The sequence below is a fragment of the Desulfomicrobium salsuginis genome (assembly GCF_054657795.1).
In genome coordinates, this window is record NZ_BAAHYA010000001.1 from 1,368,803 (window position 1) to 1,390,173 (window position 21,371).

Sequence of the window (21,371 nt, forward strand, 5' to 3'; positions counted from 1 at the left end):
TGGATGAGGAGGATGTATCATGCAGATTGCCCCAATTCGATGTTTTGAAAGACGCTGCCTGCGGCTCAGGATTGTTGATTTCGAAAACACGCCCATCACCGACCTAGTCCATCCCGAGACCGGTGAAGAGGTCGGAGATCTGCAGATCGTGGCTTACGACGCTGCTGGTGAGCCTCTTGGCGAGCATGTCTATGCCAAGGGTTCTCAAGCCATCGACCTGTGTCGGATGGACCGGGGGTGGGCATACTTGGAGTTTAAGCCTCTCATTCATTTCGGTTCACGCATCCTTGCCGCCAACAAAGTTTCCGAGACACGACAAGTCTCTTGCCAAAAGAGAGTTACGAGAACGCGCAGGGGCCTGTTGGAGGGGATTTGGTGGAAATCCGGCGCAATAATATGACGAAACTTATGGCGGGAACTGCATGATGAAAAAACCGATCCGGATAATTCTTCTGATCCTCACATTGCTTTGGCTGGCCTTCCTGTTCGACACCCAACTGATCGTGCTGCGCGACGACGGCATGTTCACTCTGCACTACAACGTGCCCGACGAGATGAAGGGTAAAATGTACACAGGTGCGTCATGGTACAGCGACTCCTTCATGTGTCGGCACCTGAGCTTCGGTTCGGGAAGGTTCGAGGGCACGGAATACGGAGATGCATTCGATAATCTGGAAGAAAAGCCCGGGGAATGGGTTTCTCACATTCCTACCAAGGTATGGCACCCCTTCTGTACTTGGGAACTCGGGCGGTTGACTATAGGCATGGATGCCAATGAAGAAAGGACGCAATTTTATGATTTGGCGTATGCCTATCTTTTTGATGAAAAAAAATCCGACTCCGAAATCCCAGCAAATCATAAACAAATCGAAGATGGTGTGAACGAGTCGTTTCTAGTCTGTGATGTTTCTGAGTCTGACTATAAAAAAATATATCCAGACAGAAAATATATTGAAAAAAAGCGATCTTATAAGTGCAAAAATCCAAATTCTCGAGGAGCTACTCATATGTCTGCAATTCCATCGGTTGGTTTTAATCTAAAAGATTTTGGTAAGATAAATATTAATTTATCTGAAAATAAAATATTGTATATAACAAAGAACTATTACGATAATAGTAAAGTATTCACTAAGTCTCTCAATAAAGATATAACTTTTAAAGATAATGAAATAGTTTTCATTGACTCAACTTTGTCAAAAAATCTATTTTGGAAGATAAAAAAAATACCTGATGCGTACATATTAACAGAAGTTAATACTAAATTAAGAGAAAAAAATCAAACATTAATTCAAATTACTCCAGAACAACTAGCATATCTTGCTTCTGATGACGTGTGGGAATTGCCGGATTTTCTTAAACACTAAGCGGGTGAGGAGGATACGCCATGCAGATTGTCCCGATACGATGTTTTAAAAGGCGTTGCCTTCGGCTCAAGATTGTTGATTTCGAAAACACGCCCATCACCGACCTAGTCCATCCCGAGACCGGTGAAGAGGTCGGAGACCTGCAGATCGTGGCTTACGACGCTGCTGGCGAGCCTCTTGGCGAGCATGTCTATGCCAAGGGTTCTCAAGCCATCGACCTGTGTCGGATGGACCGGGGGTGGGCATACTTGGAGTTTAAGCCTCTCATTCATTCCGGTTCACGCATCCTTGCCGCCAACAAAGTTTCCGAGACACGACAAGTCTCTTGCCAAAAGGGAGTTACGAGAACGCGCAGGGGCCTGTTGGAGGGGTTTTGGTGGAAATCCGGCGCAATAATATGACGAAACTTATGGCGGGAACTGCATGATGAAAAAACCGGTCCGGATAATTCTTCTGATCCTCACATTGCTTTGGCTGGCCTTCCTGTTCGACACCCAACTGATCGTGCTGCGCGACGATGGCATGTTCACTCTGCACTACAACGTGCCTGATGAGATGAAGGGCAAGATGTATGCAGGTGCGTCCTGGTACAGCAATTCCTTTATGTGCAGGCAGTTGAGCTTCGGTTCGGGAAGATTCGAGGGCACGACTTTCGGGACATCATTTCGAAACGTGGAAAAAAAACCAGGGGAATGGGTTTCTCACATTCCTACCAAGGTATGGCACCCATTCTGTACTTGGGAGCGAGGTCCGTTGAGCATCGGTGTGCATGCCAATGAAGAAAAAACAAGCCATTATGAATTGGCATATGCCTATCTTTTTGAGGAAAAAAAGTCCAATTCCGACAATCAGGCCAAGCAGAAAAAACTTGAAGATGGGCAAAACGAGTCGTTTCTTGTCTGTGATGTTTCTGAATACCATTATAAAAAAATATATCCAGACAGGGAATATATTGAAAAAAGTTATTCGTATGATTGCAAAAATCCTAACTCAAGTGGACATGCGCATATGTCTGCAACAGCATATACAGGATTGAAACTAGAAAAAAATGGAAAGATAAATATTTCACTTTCTGGAAATGTAATTACATATTTCCGTAAAAACTTTTTTGACACAAATAAAGAAAGAGGAGTTTCTTGCACAAAAAGAATATTTCGTTCATCAGGAAGAATATACAAAATTACAGCTACATTAAGCACTGACAAGCATTGGGTTGTTGAGAATTTTGATGCGTACAGTATCATATCCTTTGGCAAGCCTGGACTTAAACACGATGTCAAAAAATCAAAATCCCTTGTTCCAGATCAGCTGACGTATCTTGCTTCGGAAGAGGTGTGGGAATTGCCGGAGTTTCTTCAACAATAAGCGGGTGAGGAGGATGCACCATGCAGATTGTCCCGATACGATGTTTTCAAAGGCGTTGCCTACGGCTTAAGATCGTAGATTTCGAAAACACCCCCATCACCGATCTTGTTCATCCCGAGACTGGCGAAGAGGTCGGGGATCTGCGGATCGTGGCTTATGATGCAGATGGCTTGCCTCTTGGTGAGTATGTCTATGCCAAGGGTGCCTCTACCCTTGACCTGTGCCGAATGGACCGGGGGTGGGCATACTTGGAGTTCAAACCCCTTCCGCGGGACAGACCGCACGGTTACCCCGGCGATGAGGAATGGGACCAGTTGACCCTGGCGGCGGATATCATCGCACACAAAGCCCTCAAGGCATCGGCCGGCAATGGTCTGCGCCCGAACGAACAGACGTTGCCCGAGGATTCTCGCTCCGGCTGGAACTACCACCGCGTCAGCCACGGCGCCCTCAACCTGCCCCGCAGGATGGAGCGGATCGAGGATAGAATGGAGGAAACCAGACCCAAGCAGCACTGCGCCATGCGCTTTCTCTTGACCGAACAGGAGCGCCGTTGCCTAAAATGCAGCAACCTGCAGACGAGCTATTTGCTGGAACTCGCCCCGCTTTTCTGCTGGATCCCCGCCCTGGTCACCTCCCGGGTCGGCGCTGCCGATGACTGGGACAGCATCACCGCGAACAACCTGGGGGCGTTCTCCGCTCTGGCCTATGCGGAGCCCGACACCAGAAGCAAATCAGGGCTGCCGAACGGCGAGAGGGCTCCCTATGACCACACGATCCTGTACACCCTGGATAATCTCCGCACCCAGCGCGTCAGGCCGTACAGGGTGAACGCGGACAGGATGGACATGGTGCTGCACGAGATGCCCTATTCCTGGCACTACCATGACATGCAATTCATCGGACCCAAATTAAAAAGTAAAAATCCTACGGACAGCCAAGCCTTCATTGCTACCAACAGGGACACCATCCTCATTGCCGTGCGTGGAACCGAGGGGTTGATCAGCCACGACATGGTTCTGAACAGCAAATTTATCAGACAACCCTGTCCGGAAGCGCTTGCGAGCGCTGGTTCGGCGCATCATGGGTTTTTACAAGCCTTCGAATATCTGTGGCCGGTTGTTGAGGACTATTGCAAAAAGCACCGTAAAAATTCAGGAGACGAGTCCAAAAGGATCTTCGTTACCGGTCACAGCCTTGGTGGGGCTATGGCCACGCTTCTGACTTGTGCAATCTACGTGAGATTCAAGGACAACCCCGTCACTCTCTACACATACGCCAGCCCTCGCGTCGGCGACATCGAGTTTGCCAGGCACTGGAACCACCTGGTGCCGCACTTGCGCCATGTGTATCGCAATGACATCATACCCGCCGTCCCTCCGGCGTCCCTCGGTTATCACCATTTTGGGCATCTGCAACAGATGACCCTCGCGAAGTTCGAATCGAAAACATCCTTGTGGATCGGCGATTACGGACTGCATCAAGTGGAGAGCGCCATCGAGCGCAAACGTCGCTACAAAGGCGACAACGCCCCGTGGGGACCGGCGGAGAGCACGGGATACTGGACTACGGAAAACAGCTTCTCCGAACTCTTCCAGCAAGAGATGCGAAAAACCCTTAGTCCGATGAGCGGCTTCAAAGACCTATCCGGCATTCGTTTTCATTTCATGGCCAGCGAACATATCCCCTTTCTGCAGCAGGAGCTGCGACAGCGTTACGAATACGCCCGTTCGGGACGTCCATTGCTGTCGCGTCACATCCCTGCCGACAGATTGGACCGGAATGACGACTTCAATCAGGAACTGCTTGCCTACATGCGGCCCGTAACCCTGGCCGAGCTGCTTGACCGGCATGTTTCGGAGCTTGTTAGCCTGGAGACGCTGGAGGATGAAGTCGTACGGTTCTGCCGCGACACTGTCCAACTGGGCGAAATGGCCCGGCAGGAACTGGACGCTGAAAGAAGGGAGAAAGCATCCAAATCCTGCCATGCTCGGCGTTTTGAGACCTCGCTGGAGGTTTCAAGGGTAATGGAGATGAAGGAAGGGCTGTCCCCCGGATTCCTTCAGGCAGCATATGAGGCGGAATCGAAGGGGACTCAGTATATGGCCGATGAATTCATGCGGCAATGCGTGGCGCAGGAATATTCAGAATTTGCATAGTGGACGCAGCGTGGCGTGTGCCTTGGAAACGAGGAGGTTGCGTCATCAGTATTGACGAAATCTCGTAACCGCCTTGAAGCCTGAAGAGCTATGGGAAAAAAACAGGCCCCGGTCCAAATTCTGGTCCGGGGCCTGTTTTGCGTGGCAGGGCAGGCGTCCTAGGAGGCGTTCAGGAAATCCTTCATGCACCGGCAAAGGCGGGTGATGCCTTCATCGATGGTCGCCTCGGAGGCATTGGAGAAGTTCAGGCGCAGGGTGTCTTGGCCGGTGCCGTCGGTGTAGAAGGGCATGCCCGGCACGAAGGCCACCTTCTGCTCTATGGCCAGGTTGAAGAGGTCCATGCACGAGCCTTTGCCGGCCGGCAGGGTGACCCAGGAGAACATGCCGCCTTCGGGCCGGGTGAAGGACACTCCGGCCGGGGCCTCGCGCTCCAGGGCCGCGACCATGGCCTTGGCCTGGGCGCCGTAGCGCTCCGTGATCTTGGCGATATGGTCGTCGATGGAGTGGCGCTTGAGGTATTCGCTGATGATGAACTGGTTGAAGGTCGAGGAGTGCAGGTCCGCGGCCTGCTTGGCCTTGACCGCCAAACGGATGATCTCGGGCGGCGCGACCATCCAGCCCAGGCGGAAACCCGGCACCGTGATCTTGGAGAAGGAGCCGAGCATGATGCTGCGGCCCTCGGTGTAGGCGTAGAGCGGCTTGTGGTGTTCGCCCGAGAAGCGCAGTTCGCCGTAGGGGTCGTCCTCGATGAAGATGGTCTCGGGGTATTTGCGCAGCAGCGCGCCCAGAGCCTCGCGCTTGGCCTTGGAATAGGTCAGCCCCGAGGGGTTCTGGAAGTTGGGCACGGCGTAGAAGAGCTTGGGGCGGCCCGTGGCCAGCAGCCTTTCGGCCTGCTCCAGGTTGGGGCCGTCCTCCTCCAGGTCCACGGTCACGAAGCGCGGCTCGAACATGGTGAAGGCCTGGATGGTGCCCAGGTAGCTCGGGCGCTCCAGGATGACCTCGTCGCCGTTCTCGATGAAGAGCTTGCCCAGGAGGTCCAGACACTGCTGGGAGCCTGTGGTAATGAGCACCTGGTCCGGATGCACGGTCACGCCCCGACGCTCGTAGCGGGCCGCGATCCAGGCCCGCAGCTCGGCGTGGCCTTCGGTGGTGGAGTACTGCAGGGCGCGCGCCCCGGCCGTGGCCAGGGTTTCGCGGGCCGCTTCCTGCAGGGCCTCGATGGGGAAGAGGCTCGGGTTCGGCAGGCCGCCGGCGAATGAGATGATGCTCGGGTCCTGGGTGACTTTCAGGATTTCGCGGATGAACGATTTCGGGGTGTTCTGGATGCGGTTGGTGAAACGGAAGCTCATGTGGGCTCCTTGTGGGTTCAGGTAAAAAAGAGTCGGCCCAGGGCCACGCAGCCCATGCCCGTGACCACGGCGCCGACGAAGCTCTTGGTCTTCCAGCAGACGAGGAAGGTCGGGATCGCCGCCCACAGGAAGATGTTCCGGAAGGAAAAATCAAGGATTTTTTCCGGGGCCACCAGCGAGGGCAGCAGCATGGCCGAAAGGACCGCCACGGGGATGAACCCCAGCCAGCGGATGACGGGCTCCGGCAGGGTCCGCCGCGCCAGGGCCAGGACGGGCAGGGCGCGGGGGATGTAGGTCACGGCCATCATGCCGAGGATGGTCAGGAGGATCGTCTGCTGGTCCATGCGTGCGCTCCGAGGCCGATGGTTGCGGCGATGATGGTTGCGGCCAGGACGTGGCTCTGGCCGAGGCCCGCGAACATGAGGGCCGTGGACAGGAGGCCGGCGGCCGTGGCCACGAGGAGGTGCTGCCGGGATTTGAGCTGACCCAGCAGCAGTGCGATGAACATGGCCGGCAGGGCGTAGTCCAGGCCGATGGGCCGGATGTCGGTGATGAGGGTGCTGGCCGCCAGCCCCAGGACCGTGCCGCCAACCCAGGCGCTCTGGGCGATGACGTTGATGCCGTACGTTTCGGCCGGTCCGGTCTCGCCCTTGGCGAAGCGGTTCGCGTGCAGGGCGAAGGTCTCGTCCGTCATCTGGTAGGCGAAGAGGGCCAGGCGGGTCTTGCTCCAGGCGCGCAGGAACGGGGCCAGGGCCGCGGACATGAGCAGGTGGCGCAGGTTGACGACGAAGGTCGTGGCCACCACGGCCAGGGGCGCGGCGCCTGAGGCGAAGAGGCCTACGGCGATGAGCTGGGCCGAGCCGGCGAAGACCAGGACGCTCATGAGAATGGTGTTCAGACCCGAGAGGCCGGATTTCTGGGCCAGCACGCCGTAGGCGAAGCCCACGGGCACGTAGCCCAGGATGATGGGCAGGGCCTGCCGGAAGGCCGAAGCCAGGGGGGATTCGGCGGGTTCGGTGGTGGAAAGGGTGGCGCTGTTCATAATCGATTATCCTCTTGGCTCCAACCTAGCCAAAAACTGTTTGCGGTACAGATACAGTTTGCATAAATTTCGACCATAACAGATTGGGGGTGGATCGGCTGAGAGACGTGCAGGGAAGCGAAGAAGCGGATAGATGAGATGAAGAGAAGAGGCGCTTGGGCGCGGGATCGAGCGGGGGTTTGGCTGGTGTCGGGGGCGGCGGCCCGTCGGAACTCCCTCGCCGGCCTCGTAGAGACGAACCATTGCGTGCACGTCCACGCGCCGGAGCTTCGTCCGGTGAGCAATGGTTCGTCAAACGATGCCTGGCTCGGTCGGACAGCCGACGGGCCGCCGCCCCCGACACCAGCCAAACCCTGCGGCAAGGTGGGTGGAAGGGAAGATGGAAAGGCATGGATTCCCGCCTTCGCGGGAATGACCGTGGCTCCTGATGTCGGCTGGATGGCAAGGGCCATGGATTCCCGCCTTCGCGGGAATGACGTCCAAGCAGGGCGCCATGTTGTATTTTTTCCGCTCAGGGGGTGGCTTAAGGCACTGAATCGGTGTCATTCCCGCGAAGGCGGGAATCCATGCCTTTGATTGAATCTCGTCAACGATTTTCTATTCCAAAGATTCGGACACTGCGCTGAAAGACGGCCTCGTCGGAGGCAGAAAGCGAGTCACTCACGAGGACACGGCCATGGAAGATTTCAGGTACCGTCAGATCGAACAGAACCTCATGCAGCAGATCGCCTCGGGCACCCTCGGGCCGGGGGCGCGGCTGCCCTCGTTGCGTCATGTCAGCCTGCGCAGCCGGGTGGCCGTCAGCACGGTGCTGCAGGCCTACGCCGAGCTGGAGCGCAAGGGGGTCATCGAGTCGCGGCCGCGGTCCGGGTTCTTCGTGCGCCGCGACGTGCAGGAGCTTCCCCCCACCCCGCGGCCGCCGCGGCCCGTGCTGCGGCCCCACACCATCAACCGCAGCGAGCTCATATCCTCGGTGCTGGAGACCGTGGGCGACCGGGAACTTCTGCCCCTGGGCATCAACTGCCCGTCCGAGGAGTTGCTGCCGTACCGCGAGTTGGCCAAGGTCGCGGCGCGGCTGTCGCGGGAGGATCCCAAGCGGCAGGTGGCCTACCTGCCCGTGGAGGGCAGCCCGGAGCTGCGCCGCCAGCTGTCCCTGCGCGCGGCCCAGGCCGGCCTGGACGTGCGGCCCGAGGAGATCATCATCACCTGCGGCGCCCTGGAGGCCCTGCATGTGGCCGTGCGCAGCCTGGTCCGGCCCGGCGACAACGTGCTCATCCAGGCTCCGTCCTACTTCTGCTTCCAGCAGCTCCTGGAGAACCAGGGCGTGCGTTCCATCGAGATCCCGTCGCACCCCCGCCACGGCGTGCAGCCCGCCGACGTGGAGCGGGCCCTGGGGCGCTTCGACATCCGGGCCTGCATCTTCACGCCCAATTTCAACAACCCCGACGGTTCCCTGACCCCCGACGATGCCAAGGCCGAGATTGTCAGGCTCCTGGCGGCTCGCGGCATTCCCCTCATCGAGGACGACGTGGCCGGGGACCTGCACTTCGGGCCGACCCGCCCCTCGGTTTTCAAGATGTACGACCAGGACGGGCTCGTGGTCCTGTGCTCGTCCTTTTCCAAGACGCTGTGCCCGGGCTACCGCATCGGCTGGATCATGCCCGGCCGCTTCTACCGCGAGGCCTACGAGGTCAAGGCCACGACCAACGTCTGCTCGGCCACCGTGACCCAGGAGACCGTGGCCGCCTACCTGCGCGAGGGTCGCTACGACCGCCACCTGCGCGCCTTGCGCCGGACCCTGCGCGAGCAGACCCAGGCCATGCAGCTGCACGTGGGCCGCACCTTCCCTGAAGGCACCCGCGTGGCCAGGCCCGAGGGCGGCGGCGTGCTGTGGGTCGAGTTGCCGCGCGGCGTGGACTCCGTCGAACTCATGTACCGGGCCCGGGAGGAGGGCATCGGCATCGCGCCGGGCACCATCTTCGCCACCCAGGACCGCTTCGCCGGCCACGTGCGCCTCAACTGCGGCAACCCGTGGTCCGAGGAGGTGGCCCGCGGGATCGAGCGGCTTGGAGGGCTGGTGCATGGGATGGTGTCCGGCGGCGCGTGAGCCTCTGTGTCATTTTGGGCTATTGACGCTGCCCCGGCGGTGTTCAATGAAGCTCCCATGCAACCGACGTTATCCGCCCCCCGCAAGCTCTACGTGGAGCTTGCCACCCTGTGCAATTTGCGCTGCGCCATGTGCGTCAAGCACTCCACCGGCTGGGAGTGCGCCGACGCCCTCATGGATCGTCGGGCTTTCGCGGCCCTGACCCCGGTTTTTCCGCATCTCGATACACTGAACCTGAACGGCGTGGGCGAATCCATGCTCCACCCGGAACTGGCGTCGTTCATCGCCTTCGCCAGGGCCAGGGTGCCGCAGGATTGTTCCATTGGATTCCAGTCCAACGGGATGCTGCTGACGCCGCTTCTGGCCGACCGACTCATGGGCGCAGGACTCGACCGCATCTGCTTTTCCGTGGACTCGCCGGACCCTGACGAACTCGGGCGCTTCAGGGCCGGTTCGGAGCTTGGCCGCGTGGCCCGCGCTTTCGACATGATGCACGAAGCCGCCGTGCGTCCGGGCTCCCGCCCCCTGTCCCTGGGCGCCCAGACCGTGGTCAACGCCCAGACCCATGCGGCGCTGCCGGACATGGTGGCCTGGTGCGCCGATCGCGCTGCCGAATTTGTCATCGTCTCCCATGTCCTGCCCTACAACGCGGCCGATGCGGACCAGAGCCTTTACGTTTCCGTTTCCCAGCGGTGCCTGGATTTTTACCGCGAATGGGAAAAAACCTTCGATGCCGAAGGGCTTGACGTCTCGCATTCGTACCAGGCCTTCTATGCCGTCTTCCGCACGCCGCAGCAGCAGCGCCAGGTGGACATCATCCTGGCCATGAAGGAGGAAGCCCTGCGCCGGGGGCTGCAGTTCAGTCTGCCCAATGTCATGCGCGTTGATTTCGACAGGATGGAGCGGGTGCGTGCATCCTTTGCCCGCGCAGCCGAGGTGGCCCGGGAGAGGGGCGTGCGTCTGGATCTGCCGGAGATTGCGGCCCGCGAGCCGCGCGAGTGTCCCTTCGTCAGCGAGCCGAGCATGTTCGTGGCCTGCGACGGGGCCCTGGCTCCGTGCTATTTTCTCTGGCACAGCTATTCGGCCTGGCCCGCCGGACAGGAGATCCGCGTGCGGCAGCGCCGATTCGGATCGGTCCCGCAGGACGACCCCGTGGCGGTTTGGAATGGGGAGGCGTTCGCGCGTTTTCGCGACGAGGCCCGCAAAGAGGAATTTGCCCGCTGCGGCGATTGCAGCGTGGCCCCGTGCGACCACGTGCAGGGCTTTCCGGGACCGTTCGAGAAGGATTGCTACGGGCAGACCGTGCCCTGCGGCATCTGCCCCTGGTCCGGCGGGGGCTTCGCCTGCCTGCAATGAAAAAGGGGAGGTCTTGGGCCTCCCCTTTTTCATTGGTATGCCGGATGGTGATCTAGCCCATGGCGGCCGGGCCCGTCTCCTGGGTGCGGATGCGGATGGCGGCGCCGCATTCGAGGACGAAGATCACGCCGTCCCCTTCCTTGCCGGTGCGGGCGCCCGCGTTGATGGCTTCCACGGCCTGTTCGGCGAAGTCGTCGTTGACGCCGATCTCCAGGCGGACCTTCTTCAGCAGGTTCACTTCCATGACCACGCCGCGGTAGGTTTCGGTGAAGCCCTTCTGGCGGCCGCTGCCGAGCACGTTGGTCACGGACATGTTGTAGATCTTCCTGGAATACAGCTCTTGCTTGACCGCGTTCAGGCACTCGGGCCGGATGTATGCGATGACGAGTTTCATGGTCGTTTCTCCCTTATTCGTTGGTGAAGATCTGGAAGCCGTTGTAGGATTCCATGCCGTGTTCGGTGATATCCAGGCCTTTGAGTTCCTCTTCCTGCGTGACGCGGATGCCGATGGTCACTTTCAGGAGGTAGAAGAGGATCAGGCCTGCGCCGAACGCCCAGGCGAAGACCGCCGCCGCGCCGATGATCTGGGTGACGATGAGGTCCGTGCCGCCGCCGTAGAGCAGGCCGATGCTTGAGCCGTAGCCGGGGGCCGCGAAGAAGCCGACCATGATCGTGCCGAACATGCCGCACACGCCGTGCACGGACGATGCGCCGACCGGGTCGTCGATCTTCAGGACCTGGTCGATGAATTCCAGGGACACGACGACCAGGATGCCAGCCAGGAAGCCGATGACCAGCGATCCGACGGGGGAGACTTCGTAGCAGCCGGCGGTGATGGCCACCAGCCCGGCCAGGGCGCCGTTCAGGGCCATGGAGGTGTCAGGCTTGCCGTGCTTGATCCACGCGTAGATCATGGCGCCTAGAGTGCCCATGCAACCGGCCAGGCTGGTGTTGACCGCGATGTAGCCGATGGCGCCGTTGACGGCCGTGGTGCTGCCGGGGTTGAAGCCGAACCAGCCGAACCAGAGGATGAACACGCCCAGGCCGGCCATGGGGATGTTGTGGCCGGGGATGGCCTTGGCCTTGCCGTCGGGGGAGTACTTGCCGATGCGCGGGCCGAGGACCAGAGCGCCTGCCAGGGCCATCCAGCCGCCAACCGAGTGGACCACGGTGGAGCCGGCGAAGTCGATGAAGCCCATGGTTTCAAGCCAGCCCTTGCCGAGCTCGCCCGCGCCCCACAGGGAGCCCCAGGCCCAGTGCCCCGAGATGGGGTAGATGACGGCCGAGACCACGACGCTGACGATGATGTAGGCTGAAAATTTCGTGCGCTCGGCGATGCCGCCGGAGATGATGGTCGCCGATGTGGCCGCGAACACGGACTGGAAAAACCAGAAGGTCAGGTTCCACATCCCCGCGTCGCTGGTCGGGTCGTTGCCGGCCAGGAAGAATCCGCTCGATCCGATGAAGCCGCCGATGTCCTGCCCGAACATCAGGCCAAAACCAAGCAGGAAGAAGGCGGGCTGCCCGGCCGCAAAGTCGAGCAGGTTCTTCATCAGGATGTTGCCGGCGTTCTTGGCGCGTGCGAAGCCCATCTCCACCAGCGCGAATCCGGCCTGCATGAACATGACCAGGATGGCCGCCACCAGAGTCCACAGCAGGTTTGCGTTGGACTGGGACAGGGCCTCGCCTTCGGCGAATGCCAGGGTCGGGGTAATGGTTGCCAGGAGTAGGGTCATAGCCCAGACTTTTGGTCTGAGCAGGGTCGATGTTTGTCTGGTTGCCGCGTACATGATGTCCTCCGTGGTGGTGAGTGTTGATACCCACACAAAGCACGGAGGATGCCAGGTTTTTATCTCCTTGTTTTTATGGATATTTTTTGCACTGGCTCGGTCTTGTCTGCGGTATTTGTTATTTTTTTCGATGAAATTGCCAGTTTATTCAGTCGTAATTCACAATAATGTTTAATTCGTAATTGTCGGCTCGTTCTTGGGCGATTTTAGGCCACGTCATTTTCGTCTAGAATAATTATTTACATAAGATCAGAATGTTATTTAAATTTTCATTTTTGTATTACATAATTGTTCACATTTGGCTTGTCCTTTCGTCATTATCTTCCAGCTTTCCGACTCGTTCTTTCTGAATTTCACGATTTCGAGGTGCCCTATTTCGTGTGGGCAGTTGTCGCTCCGTGTTCTGCCCGCGTGAAATGCGTATTGTCGAATTTTGAGTTCGTGTTCGGCTACGAAAATGTGCATTGTTACATTGATTGATGTCATGTCCAGGAGTTTGTTTTGCAAAAAAGGAAAATTGCTGTGTATCGCTGCACGAAATTGTATCTTCTCGTGTGGCCGCGGTCAGCCCGAGCAACGGCATCATGCTGTAATTGAATATGTTTTTTCGTTGGCATCGGCCTTGCTCAGTATCGACAAAAATGGAGGTGCTTTGTGAATCCGACCGATACCGCTTTTATAATCGTTTGCTCCGCCCTGGTCATGTTCATGACCCCCGGGCTGGCCCTGTTCTATGCGGGCATGACCCGTTCCAAGAACGCCCTTGGCACCATGATGCAGAGTTTCGCCGCCATCGGCGTCATTTCTCTGGTCTGGATGTTCTGGGGCTATTCCCTGTCCTTCGGCACGGACCTGAACGGGCTCATCGGCGGGCTGGACTTCCTGGCCCTGTCCGGCGTGGGCATGCAGCCTCACGAGTCCATTGCCACCAACCTGCCGCACATGGTCTTCATGATCTTCCAGTGCATGTTCGCCATCATCACGCCGGCGCTCATCACCGGCGCCTTTGCCGAGCGCATGCGCTTCTCGGCCTTCCTCATCTTCATCGTCCTGTGGTGCACGTTCGTGTACGCCCCGCTGTGCCACTGGGTCTGGGGCGGGGGCTGGATGTTCAAGATGGGCGCCCTGGACTTCGCCGGCGGGGCCGTCGTGCACATGAGTTCCGCCAGCGCCGCCCTGGCCGCGGCCTTGGTCATCGGCAAGCGCAAGGGCTGGGGTAAGCGCTCCTTCCTGCCGCACAACCTGCCCATGACCATGATCGGAACGGCCCTGCTGTGGTTCGGCTGGTTCGGCTTCAACGCCGGCAGCGCCCTGGCCGCCAACGAGCTGGCCGGTAGCGCCTTCGTGACCACGCACATGGCGGCGGCCACGGCCATGCTGGCCTGGCTCTTCGTGGAGTGGAAGCTTCACGGCAAGCCCACGACCCTGGGCGCGGCCTCTGGCGCCGTGGCCGGTTTGGTGGCCATCACTCCGGCGGCCGGTTTTGTCGGCGTCATCCCCTCGGTGCTCATCGGCCTTGGCGCGGGCATCTTCTGCTACTTTGGCGTGAGCCTCAAATCCCGCTTCGGGTTCGACGACAGTCTCGACGTGGTCGGCATTCACGGCATCGGCGGCATCTGGGGCGCACTGGCCACGGGCCTCTTCGCCACCAAGGCGGTCAACGCCGCCGGCGCAGACGGCCTTTTCTACGGCAACCCCGGCCAGCTCTGGATTCAGTTCGTGTCCGTGGTGGCGACCTTGGCCTTTTCTTTCATCGTGACCTATGCTCTGCTGAAAATTGTCAGCGCCATCACGTCGCTGCGCGTGACCGAGGAAGAGGAAGAAGCCGGTCTGGACGTGGCTCTGCACAGCGAATCCGCCTATCAGGCCTAACGGGCAACCTTTTGGAGGAATCATGAAACGAGTGGAAATAATCACCAGGCCGTACAAGCTTGACGAGATCAAGGAAGCCCTGACGGGCATGGGCATCCAGGGCATGACCGTGACGGAGGTCAAGGGCTTCGGCCGCCAGCGCGGCCACAAGGAAGTGTACCGCGGAGCCGAGTATCAGGTCGACTTCGTGTCCAAGGTCAAGATCGAGATCGTCATCGACGACGAGATCCTCGACCAGGCCCTCGACGTCATCCAGACCGCGGCCAAGACCGGCAAGATCGGCGACGGCAAGATCTTCGTCTCGACCATCGACAACGCCATCCGCATCCGCACCGGCGAGTCCGGCGCTTCGGCCCTCTAGCCGCAGGGGCGGGACGACCTCCCGCCCCTTCACCCCATGACCATCGAATCATTGCGACAGGCCCGCGATGCCTACCGCGCAGGGGAAGCAGACCATACGCATTCCCCTGCGTGGTTTTCCCTTCAGGTCGACGCCTGGATTCGCGGGGTCTGCGAGACTATCGCGCCCGACGCCGGCCCCTTCTTGCTCCTCGCTGTCGGGGGGTATGGTCGCGGGGAACTCTATCCCTTTTCGGACATAGACGTACTCGTCTGCCTGCCTGAAGCCCATGAAAAGGGGCCAGGCGCGGCGGATTCCGAAGCCCTGGCCTCCGCCATATTCCTTCCCCTTTGGGACAGCGGCTTTGACGTGGGGCATGGCATCAGGACCGTGTCCGAAACCATCTCCCTGGCCGGGTCGGACTACGAGGTGCTCTGTTCCCTTCTTGACGCGCGGCTGCTTTACGGCGTTGCGGAGGATTTCGAGCGGTTCCAGCGGCGAGTGCAGCGCGATCTGGTTCGGCCGGTTCGTCCCGCGTTGGTCCACTGGCTGTCCAGGCGGCACGAGGAGCGTCACCAGCGCTTCGGCGACACCTCCCAACTCCTGTCCCCGAATCTCAAAGAGGGCAGGGGAGGGCAACGGGACCTGCAGACCATGCACTGGCTCGAAGCCGTTTGGCGCGGCAACGGGGAGCATCCGCCCTTTCTGTCGGAGTCCGAAAGTCGTGCGCTGGCTCAGGACGCCGCGTTTCTCTCGCGTGTCAGGAGCGCTCTGCATCGCCTGTCCCGGCGCAAGAACGACGCCTTGCACCTGGAGATTCAGCCCGAATTGGCCAGCGCCCTCGGCTATGGCCCGAGCAGCGGCAGGTGCGCGGTCGAGCGTTTCCTGTCGGACCTGCACAGGGCCATGTCCGAAATCAGCCTGCTCTGCCGCCTCTGTCTGGGCAAGGCCCAAGCACTGTGCGCCGGAAGCGCGGTTGCCAGTGGGGACGTGGGGCTCGATTTTTCCGTACTGGTGGCCGACCCGGCCAACATTCTGGAACTCTTTCGGCACAGTGCCCAGACGGGCGTGCCCATCGGCTGGCAGACCCGGCGCATCATTCAGGACCGCCTGGCCGAGTTGGCTCCCGATACCGGGTGGCCACGGGGCATTGCCGGACGCTTTGGGGAAATCCTGGGCGGAACGACCGCAGCCAGTGCGTTGGAACAGATGCTTGAAGTGGGTTTTCTGCGCAGCTTCCTGCCCGAGTTCGGCGGCATCGAAAATCTCGTCCAGTTCGACGCATACCACAAGCTGCCGGCCGGGCCGCATCTGGTCGAAACAGTCAGGCAGCTCGCATCTTTCGACGCCGGGCACGAATTCCTCGGCGACGATCTGGCCGACTTGGGCGATGCCCCCTGCCTGCGCTGGGCGGCCCTGCTCCACGACATCGCCAAGGGGGACGACGACCACGCCCGTAAGGGCGCTGAAATGACCCGCATCATTCTGGCCCGTCTCGGCTTTGACGCCGCATTTGCCGCAGAGTGCGCCTTTCTCGTCGAACACCATCTGCTGCTTGTGCATACGGCAACGCGGCGCGACCTGGGCGAGGAGTCCGTCATTCACGGCTTGGCCGCCAAACTCGGCGATGTGCGGCTCCTGCGCCTGCTGACCCTGCTGACCTGGGCCGACTCCATGGCCACGGGACCCAAGGCCTGGACTCCCTGGATCGAGAACCTGCTGCGCGAAACGTATTTCAAGACCCGCCGCGTGCTCGAATACGGTTTCCTGTCCGAGGACAACCGCGTCCACCGACTGAGCCGCCTTCGCGATTCCTTGCGCGCCCAGCGGCCGGGGCACCTCTCCGTTGCCGAGTTCGAGCGCTATCTCGGCCTCATGCCCCCACGCTATCTGATGCAGACAAGTCCCCGGCGCATCGTCGAGCACATTGAACTCGTCCGCAGTTTCGCCCGGCGCCAGGATGCCCCGCCGTTCCAATTCGCCTGGGAGCACAAGACCAGCACGAAAGCCCTGCGCCTGACCCTCGTCTCCACGGACAGGCCCGGACTTTTCGCCCGCGTCTGTTCCGCCCTGTCCCGGCACGGCTTGTCCGTCCTGGCGGCCGAGCTCTGCGTCTGGGACGACAGGACCGTCGTCGACGTTTTTTGGGTCACGGAGCCCCTTGATCCGCTTTATGCCGACGAAACCGTGCAGGCCTGCCGTTCAACCCTCGAACGGCTCTTTCGCGACGAAACCGAACTCGACCGGCTGCCCGTGCAGGTTCCGCCACGCCTGAAGAAGGTCTTCGCCCTGGACCCGGAACTGGTGCGCGTCGACTTCGACAACGACGCTTCGGACTTCCACACCGTCCTTTCCATCCAGGCACCGGACGTACCCGGATTGCTGGCTACGGTGTCCCTTTCCCTCTACCGGCTCGGTATTGATCTCATTTTTGCCAAAATTGCCACGCAGAAGGACAAGGCCATGGACATCCTGCACATCCGCGAAGGCGGTGAGAAGATTCCAGCCGTTGAATGTGAAGCTCTGGCGCGCTCCCTGCGCCTGCTGATCTGCAGCCTGTACGCGTGAAACGCCGGTTTCAGGAAACGGCGTCCTCGATCCACTTTTCGAGAGTGGGTGGGGTGGAGAGGCATTGATACCTGGGAATCCAATCGCAGGCGGCCTTGAGTTCCGTTCCGTGCTGGATGACGGAGATGGGGCGGTCGGAGCTGACCACCACCACGATGACCTGATCGTGGTCAGCCGTGAACCTGAGGGCCGAGTTGAAGCGCGCGCCGCGGGACCTGTTCTCCCCGGCTACGGCCCGGCCGTCGAGAAGCGTGGCGAAGGCGTTCAGCTTCAGGTACATCATGTCGATGTGCAGGGCGCCGTCGACCTTGGCCAGCGCCGTGGCCAGCTCCAGGTCCATGTGCCGCTTCAAATCCAGGGGGGATTCCAGGTGCTGCCCGGAAATGCTGGCCAGGGGGCTCCCGTAGTCCAGGACCAGCGCGCAGCCGTGTTTTCTTTCCTGGGCGCTGCTGACCAGCACGCCGACGACCTTCATGATGGAGTACGTCTTGTTCGAATCGAGGTTCAATTCCAGCAGCGCTTCTTCCAATTGCACCAGGTTGGCCTTACGGGTGGAGGAGTGGTAGCTGCCGTCGGCGAAGCTGCACACCGTCTCGTCTTGCAGGCGGATGAAGCCGTGTCGGCCCCTGAATTCCGCCATCACGGAAAAGTCGGGCATGCGGCCGGTGCCGATGCCGACGATCTGCTGCCCGTCGCTGACCAGTTTGTGCCGGTTCCCTTCCACGGACTGCAGCAGCTTTCTGATGTGTTTGATGTCCTTCATGGCCGGCCGCTCGAATTCCCCGAAGGTGGCCAGGTAGTGCACCCGGTCGATGTGGCTTGGCTCCACGAAGATGAGGTCCCCGTGGGGCCATTTGCCTTCTTCCTGGGTCTTGGAAATGCTCAGGATCGCTTCGAGGAGGGGGTAAATGCGAAGTCCGGTGTCCGGACCGACGCTCAGGTTGCGGATGTCGACGATGTGGTCGCGCACGGCGTGTGTGGCGAAATCCTGCAAGACGTAGCTTGAGGTCTCCAGGTCCAGGATGCTGCGCGTGCCGAGGTCCTGGGACAGCAGTCGGCAGGCGTATTCCAGCCAGCACTGCGTGGGCCCGGTCGAGCACATGTCCGGGTGTTGCTCCGTGAACCACATCTGGTGGAAAATGTTGCGGTAGTTGCCGCCATAGGAGACCAGACCGGTCAGGTCGAGGCTCCTGCAGTGCACTGCTTCCTCACGCGTCTCGGCTCTCGTGCACTGCTTCCAGAACCCGTCCTTGAGATACAGCTCCCGCAGCCGCGGCTCGTGGCCCCGCAGCAGGTCGTGCGGATCGTAGACATGTACAGGTCCGTCCTTGCGCATGGCATACACGATCGCCGCCCGGCTCGGACCAGAAAAACGCGTCAGCCCGTTGGCCAGGCCGCCGTGGATGTGATCGACGCATTTGAGGAAGAACAGGTCCTGCATGACTACCTTCCAGAGGTTTGCGGCGTTACTACCCCACGCCTGGCAACGGGTCAACGCGTACCCGTCGCGATGGCTTGCGTGTCGAGTCGGAAGGCTTATGTTGTGACATGAAATACCGGAGGTACACATGCATGAAGTCAGCCTGAACCGTGTCATCACGGACTACCTCACGGGCAGGGAAATCATGGACACGACCTACGAGGACCTGCGTCAGGCCTTGGCGCGCATGCTGGTCGAAGACAGGAAATACCCGCGTGAGAGTGTCCTGCCCAAATATGAGCTTGTTTACGAAGTCGGCGGCGAGAGCCAGTCGGCTGTTGTCGACCTCGCGGTTTTCGGTCCCGCCGGAGAGCCTTTGCTGGCCCTTTTCTTCTGTCCGGGCGAGGTTGGCACCTTTATCCGCGAAAGCGTGGCCGCGGCCCGTATCCATCTTCCTGCCCCGTTTCCTCTTGTCGCCGTGACGGATTCCATGGAACTTGTTCTCGTCGAGTCCAGAACTGGCGACGCCATTGCCTCGGGTTTTTACGCCATACCCCTGTGGTGGGATTTAGCGCCCTTGGCCGGGGAGCACGCATGTCCTCCATTCGGCGAGGAACGTCTGCTCAAGGAGCGAAGGATACTGACTGCCTACACGGGCCTGGGGGGGCCATGCTGTGGCGGAGCGTGCAGCCTGTAACCCCCCTGGTGGTTTTTATTCCGAAGGTGGTGCGGCCGCGAGGTCGCACCATTTTTCGTGGTGGACCGAAGTCCAGGCGCCGAGTGCCTCGGTCAGTTCCTCCTGGCTCACGCCGACGGCTCCCACCTGTCCCACGACCAAGCCTGCGGCGCAGTTGGCCAGGATGCTTGCGCTCAGCAGATCGAGCCCGGAACTGAGGCCCAGGGCGATGGTGGCGATGACCGTGTCCCCGGCTCCCGTCACGTCGAAAACCTTCTTGGCCATGGTCGGCAGGTGGAAGACGCCCGCTCCGGGCAGGAACACGGCCATGCCGTCCGCGCCCAGGGTGATGACCAGTGTCTGCAGGCTGCGTTCACGGATGATCTTTTTCCCGGCTTCGATGATGTCCTCGCGGGACCTGATGGGCATCTCGGCCCCTTCCGACGCCTCCTTGGTGTTGGGCGTCATGCCGTACAGGCCGGAGTAGTGCGGGAAGTTGCATGTCTTGGGGTCGAGAATGACTTTCTGTCCGGTTTTCTTTCGCCCGTGCAACCAGGTCAGGAATTTTTCCGAGATGACGCCCTTGCCGTAGTCCGAGAGAATGACGGTATCGAACTCATCGATCCTGGCGTCCACGGCCTCGGTCAGTTTCGAGAATTCGAGGCTGTCCAGGGGCCTGTCCGTTTCCCGGTCCACACGCAGCATCTGCTGGTGGGCGGCGATGATGCGCGTCTTGAGGGTCGTTTCCCTGAATTGCGACGTGATCAGGCGGCATTCCACACCGAGTTCCGTGCAGATTTCGATCAGATTGCGGCCGTAGGCGTCCTCGCCGCACAGGCTGATGAGGGTCGGCTTGCCGCCCAGGGTGGCGACGTTCTGCGCCACGTTGCCCGCGCCGCCGATCTTGAAGCTCTGGTCCGTGACCTTGACGATGGGCACTGGCGCTTCGGGCGAGATGCGTTCGACAACCCCTTTCTGGTACTGGTCGAGCATGATGTCGCCGATGATCAGCACGCGGGAGCCGATCATGCGGGACGCGTTGAAGGCCAGGTTCATGTGTGTTCCTCCTCGGCCATGCGTTCGAGCAAGGCGGCGATCCGTTCACGCTCCTTGCTGCTGGCATAGGACAGGATGATCTTGCCCTTCTTCAATGACCCGGAATGCTTGATGGAGAAACGTTTGTTCAGCCCCGACAGGACCTTGGCGATATCCTCGGCAACCGGTTTTCTGCGTGTTCCAGCGTTGGCGCCCCGACCTTTCTTTTGCTTGAACTTCTTGATCATCTCTTCCGTCGCCCGGACGTTGAGCCCCTTGGCGACGATGATGGCGGCCACGTCCTCCATGTCCTTTTCCTCGGTCAGCCCGAGGAGGGATCGGGCGTGTCCGGCCGACAGCGTCGCGTCCTCCAGCATGGTCTGCACGGTCTGCGGCAGACGCAGGAGGCGCAGGCTGTTGGTCACGGCAGGGCGGCTCTTGCCGACCTTGTCCGCCAACTCCTCCTGGGTGATTTCGAAATGCTCCTTGATCTGCCCCAGGGCACGGGCTTCCTCCATGGGGTTGAGATCCTCGCGCTGGAGGTTCTCGATGAGCGCGATGGCCATGCTCTCGTAGTCGTCCATGGTGCGGACGATGCAGTCGATGCTTCTGAGGCCCGCCATCTGGCAGGCCCGCCAGCGGCGCTCTCCGGCCACGATCTCGTATTTGCCGCTTTCAGGTAGCGGACGCACCAGAATGGGCTGGATGAGTCCCTGGGCCTTGATGGACGCGGCCAGTTCCTCCAGCGCGGCCTGGTCGAAATGGTGGCGGGGCTGGTGAATGTTGGGGCTCAGGGCCTCGATGTTCAGGTTCACGATTTCGGCTTCATGTTCGGGTTCGACATTGCGGCTCTTGATGAGTACATCAAGCCCGCGTCCGAGCCCGCGTTTCTTGAGAGTCATAATCCACCCGCGGATGTTTGGGTCAG

At 60.1% G+C, this 21,371-nt stretch carries 18 protein-coding genes; 10 read left to right on the forward strand and 8 right to left on the reverse strand.

Annotated elements, in window-relative coordinates; all coding sequences use genetic code 11:
• Nucleotides 1–19 precede the first annotated feature (19 nt).
• From ACYQ3G_RS06170 to ACYQ3G_RS06185, 4 genes are all read left to right on the forward strand, one after another.
• On the forward strand, nucleotides 20–400 hold the full coding sequence (locus ACYQ3G_RS06170) for a hypothetical protein (RefSeq protein WP_459823744.1): 381 nt from the start codon (nucleotides 20–22) through the stop codon (nucleotides 398–400).
• Between the two features lie 25 nt (nucleotides 401–425).
• Nucleotides 426–1,364, forward strand: a complete 939-nt coding sequence (locus tag ACYQ3G_RS06175) for a hypothetical protein (protein WP_459823746.1) — start codon at nucleotides 426–428, stop codon at nucleotides 1,362–1,364.
• A 426-nt stretch (nucleotides 1,365–1,790) separates the two neighbouring features.
• On the forward strand, nucleotides 1,791–2,729 hold the full coding sequence (locus ACYQ3G_RS06180) for a hypothetical protein (protein WP_459823747.1): 939 nt from the start codon (nucleotides 1,791–1,793) through the stop codon (nucleotides 2,727–2,729).
• 20 nt (nucleotides 2,730–2,749) lie between these two features.
• Nucleotides 2,750–4,888: a lipase family protein gene (locus tag ACYQ3G_RS06185; protein ID WP_459823750.1), complete on the forward strand. Its 2,139-nt coding sequence runs from the start codon at nucleotides 2,750–2,752 to the stop codon at nucleotides 4,886–4,888.
• Nucleotides 4,889–5,046: 158 nt separating this feature from the next.
• Here the strand turns inward: ACYQ3G_RS06185 and ACYQ3G_RS06190 are convergent, their stop codons facing one another.
• From ACYQ3G_RS06190 to ACYQ3G_RS06200, 3 genes are read right to left on the reverse strand one after another with little or no spacing between them, the layout of a single operon-like run.
• Entirely contained in the window at nucleotides 5,047–6,237 is a 1,191-nt protein-coding gene (locus ACYQ3G_RS06190; protein ID WP_459823752.1) for an aminotransferase-like domain-containing protein, read from the reverse strand.
• A gap of 17 nt (nucleotides 6,238–6,254) precedes the next feature.
• Complete coding sequence (locus tag ACYQ3G_RS06195) at nucleotides 6,255–6,581, reverse strand: AzlD domain-containing protein (protein ID WP_028576270.1); 327 nt, start codon at nucleotides 6,579–6,581, stop codon at nucleotides 6,255–6,257.
• The gene (locus ACYQ3G_RS06200) at nucleotides 6,557–7,279 is read right to left on the reverse strand and encodes an AzlC family ABC transporter permease (protein WP_459823756.1); all 723 of its coding nucleotides are present in this window, start codon (nucleotides 7,277–7,279) and stop codon (nucleotides 6,557–6,559) included. Before ACYQ3G_RS06200 ends, ACYQ3G_RS06195 begins: the two co-directional genes overlap by 25 nt.
• Nucleotides 7,280–7,955: 676 nt before the next feature.
• Between ACYQ3G_RS06200 and ACYQ3G_RS06205 the strand changes: the two genes are divergently transcribed.
• The gene (locus ACYQ3G_RS06205) at nucleotides 7,956–9,386 is read left to right on the forward strand and encodes an aminotransferase-like domain-containing protein (RefSeq protein ID WP_459823758.1); all 1,431 of its coding nucleotides are present in this window, start codon (nucleotides 7,956–7,958) and stop codon (nucleotides 9,384–9,386) included.
• 57 nt (nucleotides 9,387–9,443) lie between these two features.
• Nucleotides 9,444–10,742 (forward strand): radical SAM/SPASM family putative metalloenzyme maturase, encoded by a 1,299-nt coding sequence (locus tag ACYQ3G_RS06210; protein WP_459823761.1) that lies wholly within the window; start codon nucleotides 9,444–9,446, stop codon nucleotides 10,740–10,742.
• Nucleotides 10,743–10,794: 52 nt separating this feature from the next.
• Here ACYQ3G_RS06210 and ACYQ3G_RS06215 read toward each other — a convergent pair whose 3' ends face one another.
• Both ACYQ3G_RS06215 and ACYQ3G_RS06220 read right to left on the reverse strand, forming a co-directional pair.
• Nucleotides 10,795–11,136, reverse strand: a complete 342-nt coding sequence (locus ACYQ3G_RS06215) for a P-II family nitrogen regulator (protein WP_028576266.1) — start codon at nucleotides 11,134–11,136, stop codon at nucleotides 10,795–10,797.
• A gap of 13 nt (nucleotides 11,137–11,149) precedes the next feature.
• The gene (locus ACYQ3G_RS06220) at nucleotides 11,150–12,532 is read right to left on the reverse strand and encodes an ammonium transporter (protein WP_459823764.1); all 1,383 of its coding nucleotides are present in this window, start codon (nucleotides 12,530–12,532) and stop codon (nucleotides 11,150–11,152) included.
• 654 nt (nucleotides 12,533–13,186) lie between these two features.
• On the opposite strand from ACYQ3G_RS06220, the gene ACYQ3G_RS06225 reads away from it, so the two are divergent.
• From ACYQ3G_RS06225 to ACYQ3G_RS06235, 3 genes are read left to right on the forward strand one after another with little or no spacing between them, the layout of a single operon-like run.
• Entirely contained in the window at nucleotides 13,187–14,404 is a 1,218-nt protein-coding gene (locus tag ACYQ3G_RS06225) for an ammonium transporter (RefSeq protein ID WP_459823767.1), read from the forward strand.
• 22 nt (nucleotides 14,405–14,426) lie between these two features.
• Nucleotides 14,427–14,765, forward strand: coding sequence for a P-II family nitrogen regulator (locus ACYQ3G_RS06230; RefSeq protein WP_028576263.1), 339 nt, complete (start codon nucleotides 14,427–14,429; stop codon nucleotides 14,763–14,765).
• Nucleotides 14,766–14,801: 36 nt separating this feature from the next.
• Entirely contained in the window at nucleotides 14,802–17,312 is a 2,511-nt protein-coding gene (locus ACYQ3G_RS06235) for a [protein-PII] uridylyltransferase family protein (protein ID WP_459823771.1), read from the forward strand.
• Between the two features lie 10 nt (nucleotides 17,313–17,322).
• On the opposite strand, the gene ACYQ3G_RS06240 is transcribed toward ACYQ3G_RS06235, so the two are convergent.
• The gene (locus ACYQ3G_RS06240; RefSeq protein ID WP_459823774.1) at nucleotides 17,323–18,753 is read right to left on the reverse strand and encodes a DNA integrity scanning protein DisA nucleotide-binding domain protein; all 1,431 of its coding nucleotides are present in this window, start codon (nucleotides 18,751–18,753) and stop codon (nucleotides 17,323–17,325) included.
• A gap of 127 nt (nucleotides 18,754–18,880) precedes the next feature.
• On the opposite strand from ACYQ3G_RS06240, the gene ACYQ3G_RS06245 reads away from it, so the two are divergent.
• Nucleotides 18,881–19,429 (forward strand): type I restriction enzyme HsdR N-terminal domain-containing protein, encoded by a 549-nt coding sequence (locus ACYQ3G_RS06245; protein WP_459823777.1) that lies wholly within the window; start codon nucleotides 18,881–18,883, stop codon nucleotides 19,427–19,429.
• Nucleotides 19,430–19,444: 15 nt separating this feature from the next.
• Here the strand turns inward: ACYQ3G_RS06245 and ACYQ3G_RS06250 are convergent, their stop codons facing one another.
• Nucleotides 19,445–20,464 carry a bifunctional heptose 7-phosphate kinase/heptose 1-phosphate adenyltransferase gene (locus ACYQ3G_RS06250; RefSeq protein ID WP_459823779.1) on the reverse strand — a complete coding sequence of 340 codons (1,020 nt, stop codon included), beginning with the start codon at nucleotides 20,462–20,464 and terminating at the stop codon, nucleotides 19,445–19,447.
• On the reverse strand, nucleotides 20,461–21,345 hold the full coding sequence (locus ACYQ3G_RS06255; protein WP_459823782.1) for a ParB/RepB/Spo0J family partition protein: 885 nt from the start codon (nucleotides 21,343–21,345) through the stop codon (nucleotides 20,461–20,463). The genes ACYQ3G_RS06250 and ACYQ3G_RS06255 overlap by 4 nt, the downstream gene beginning before the upstream one ends.
• Between the last annotated feature and the right edge of the window lie 26 nt (nucleotides 21,346–21,371).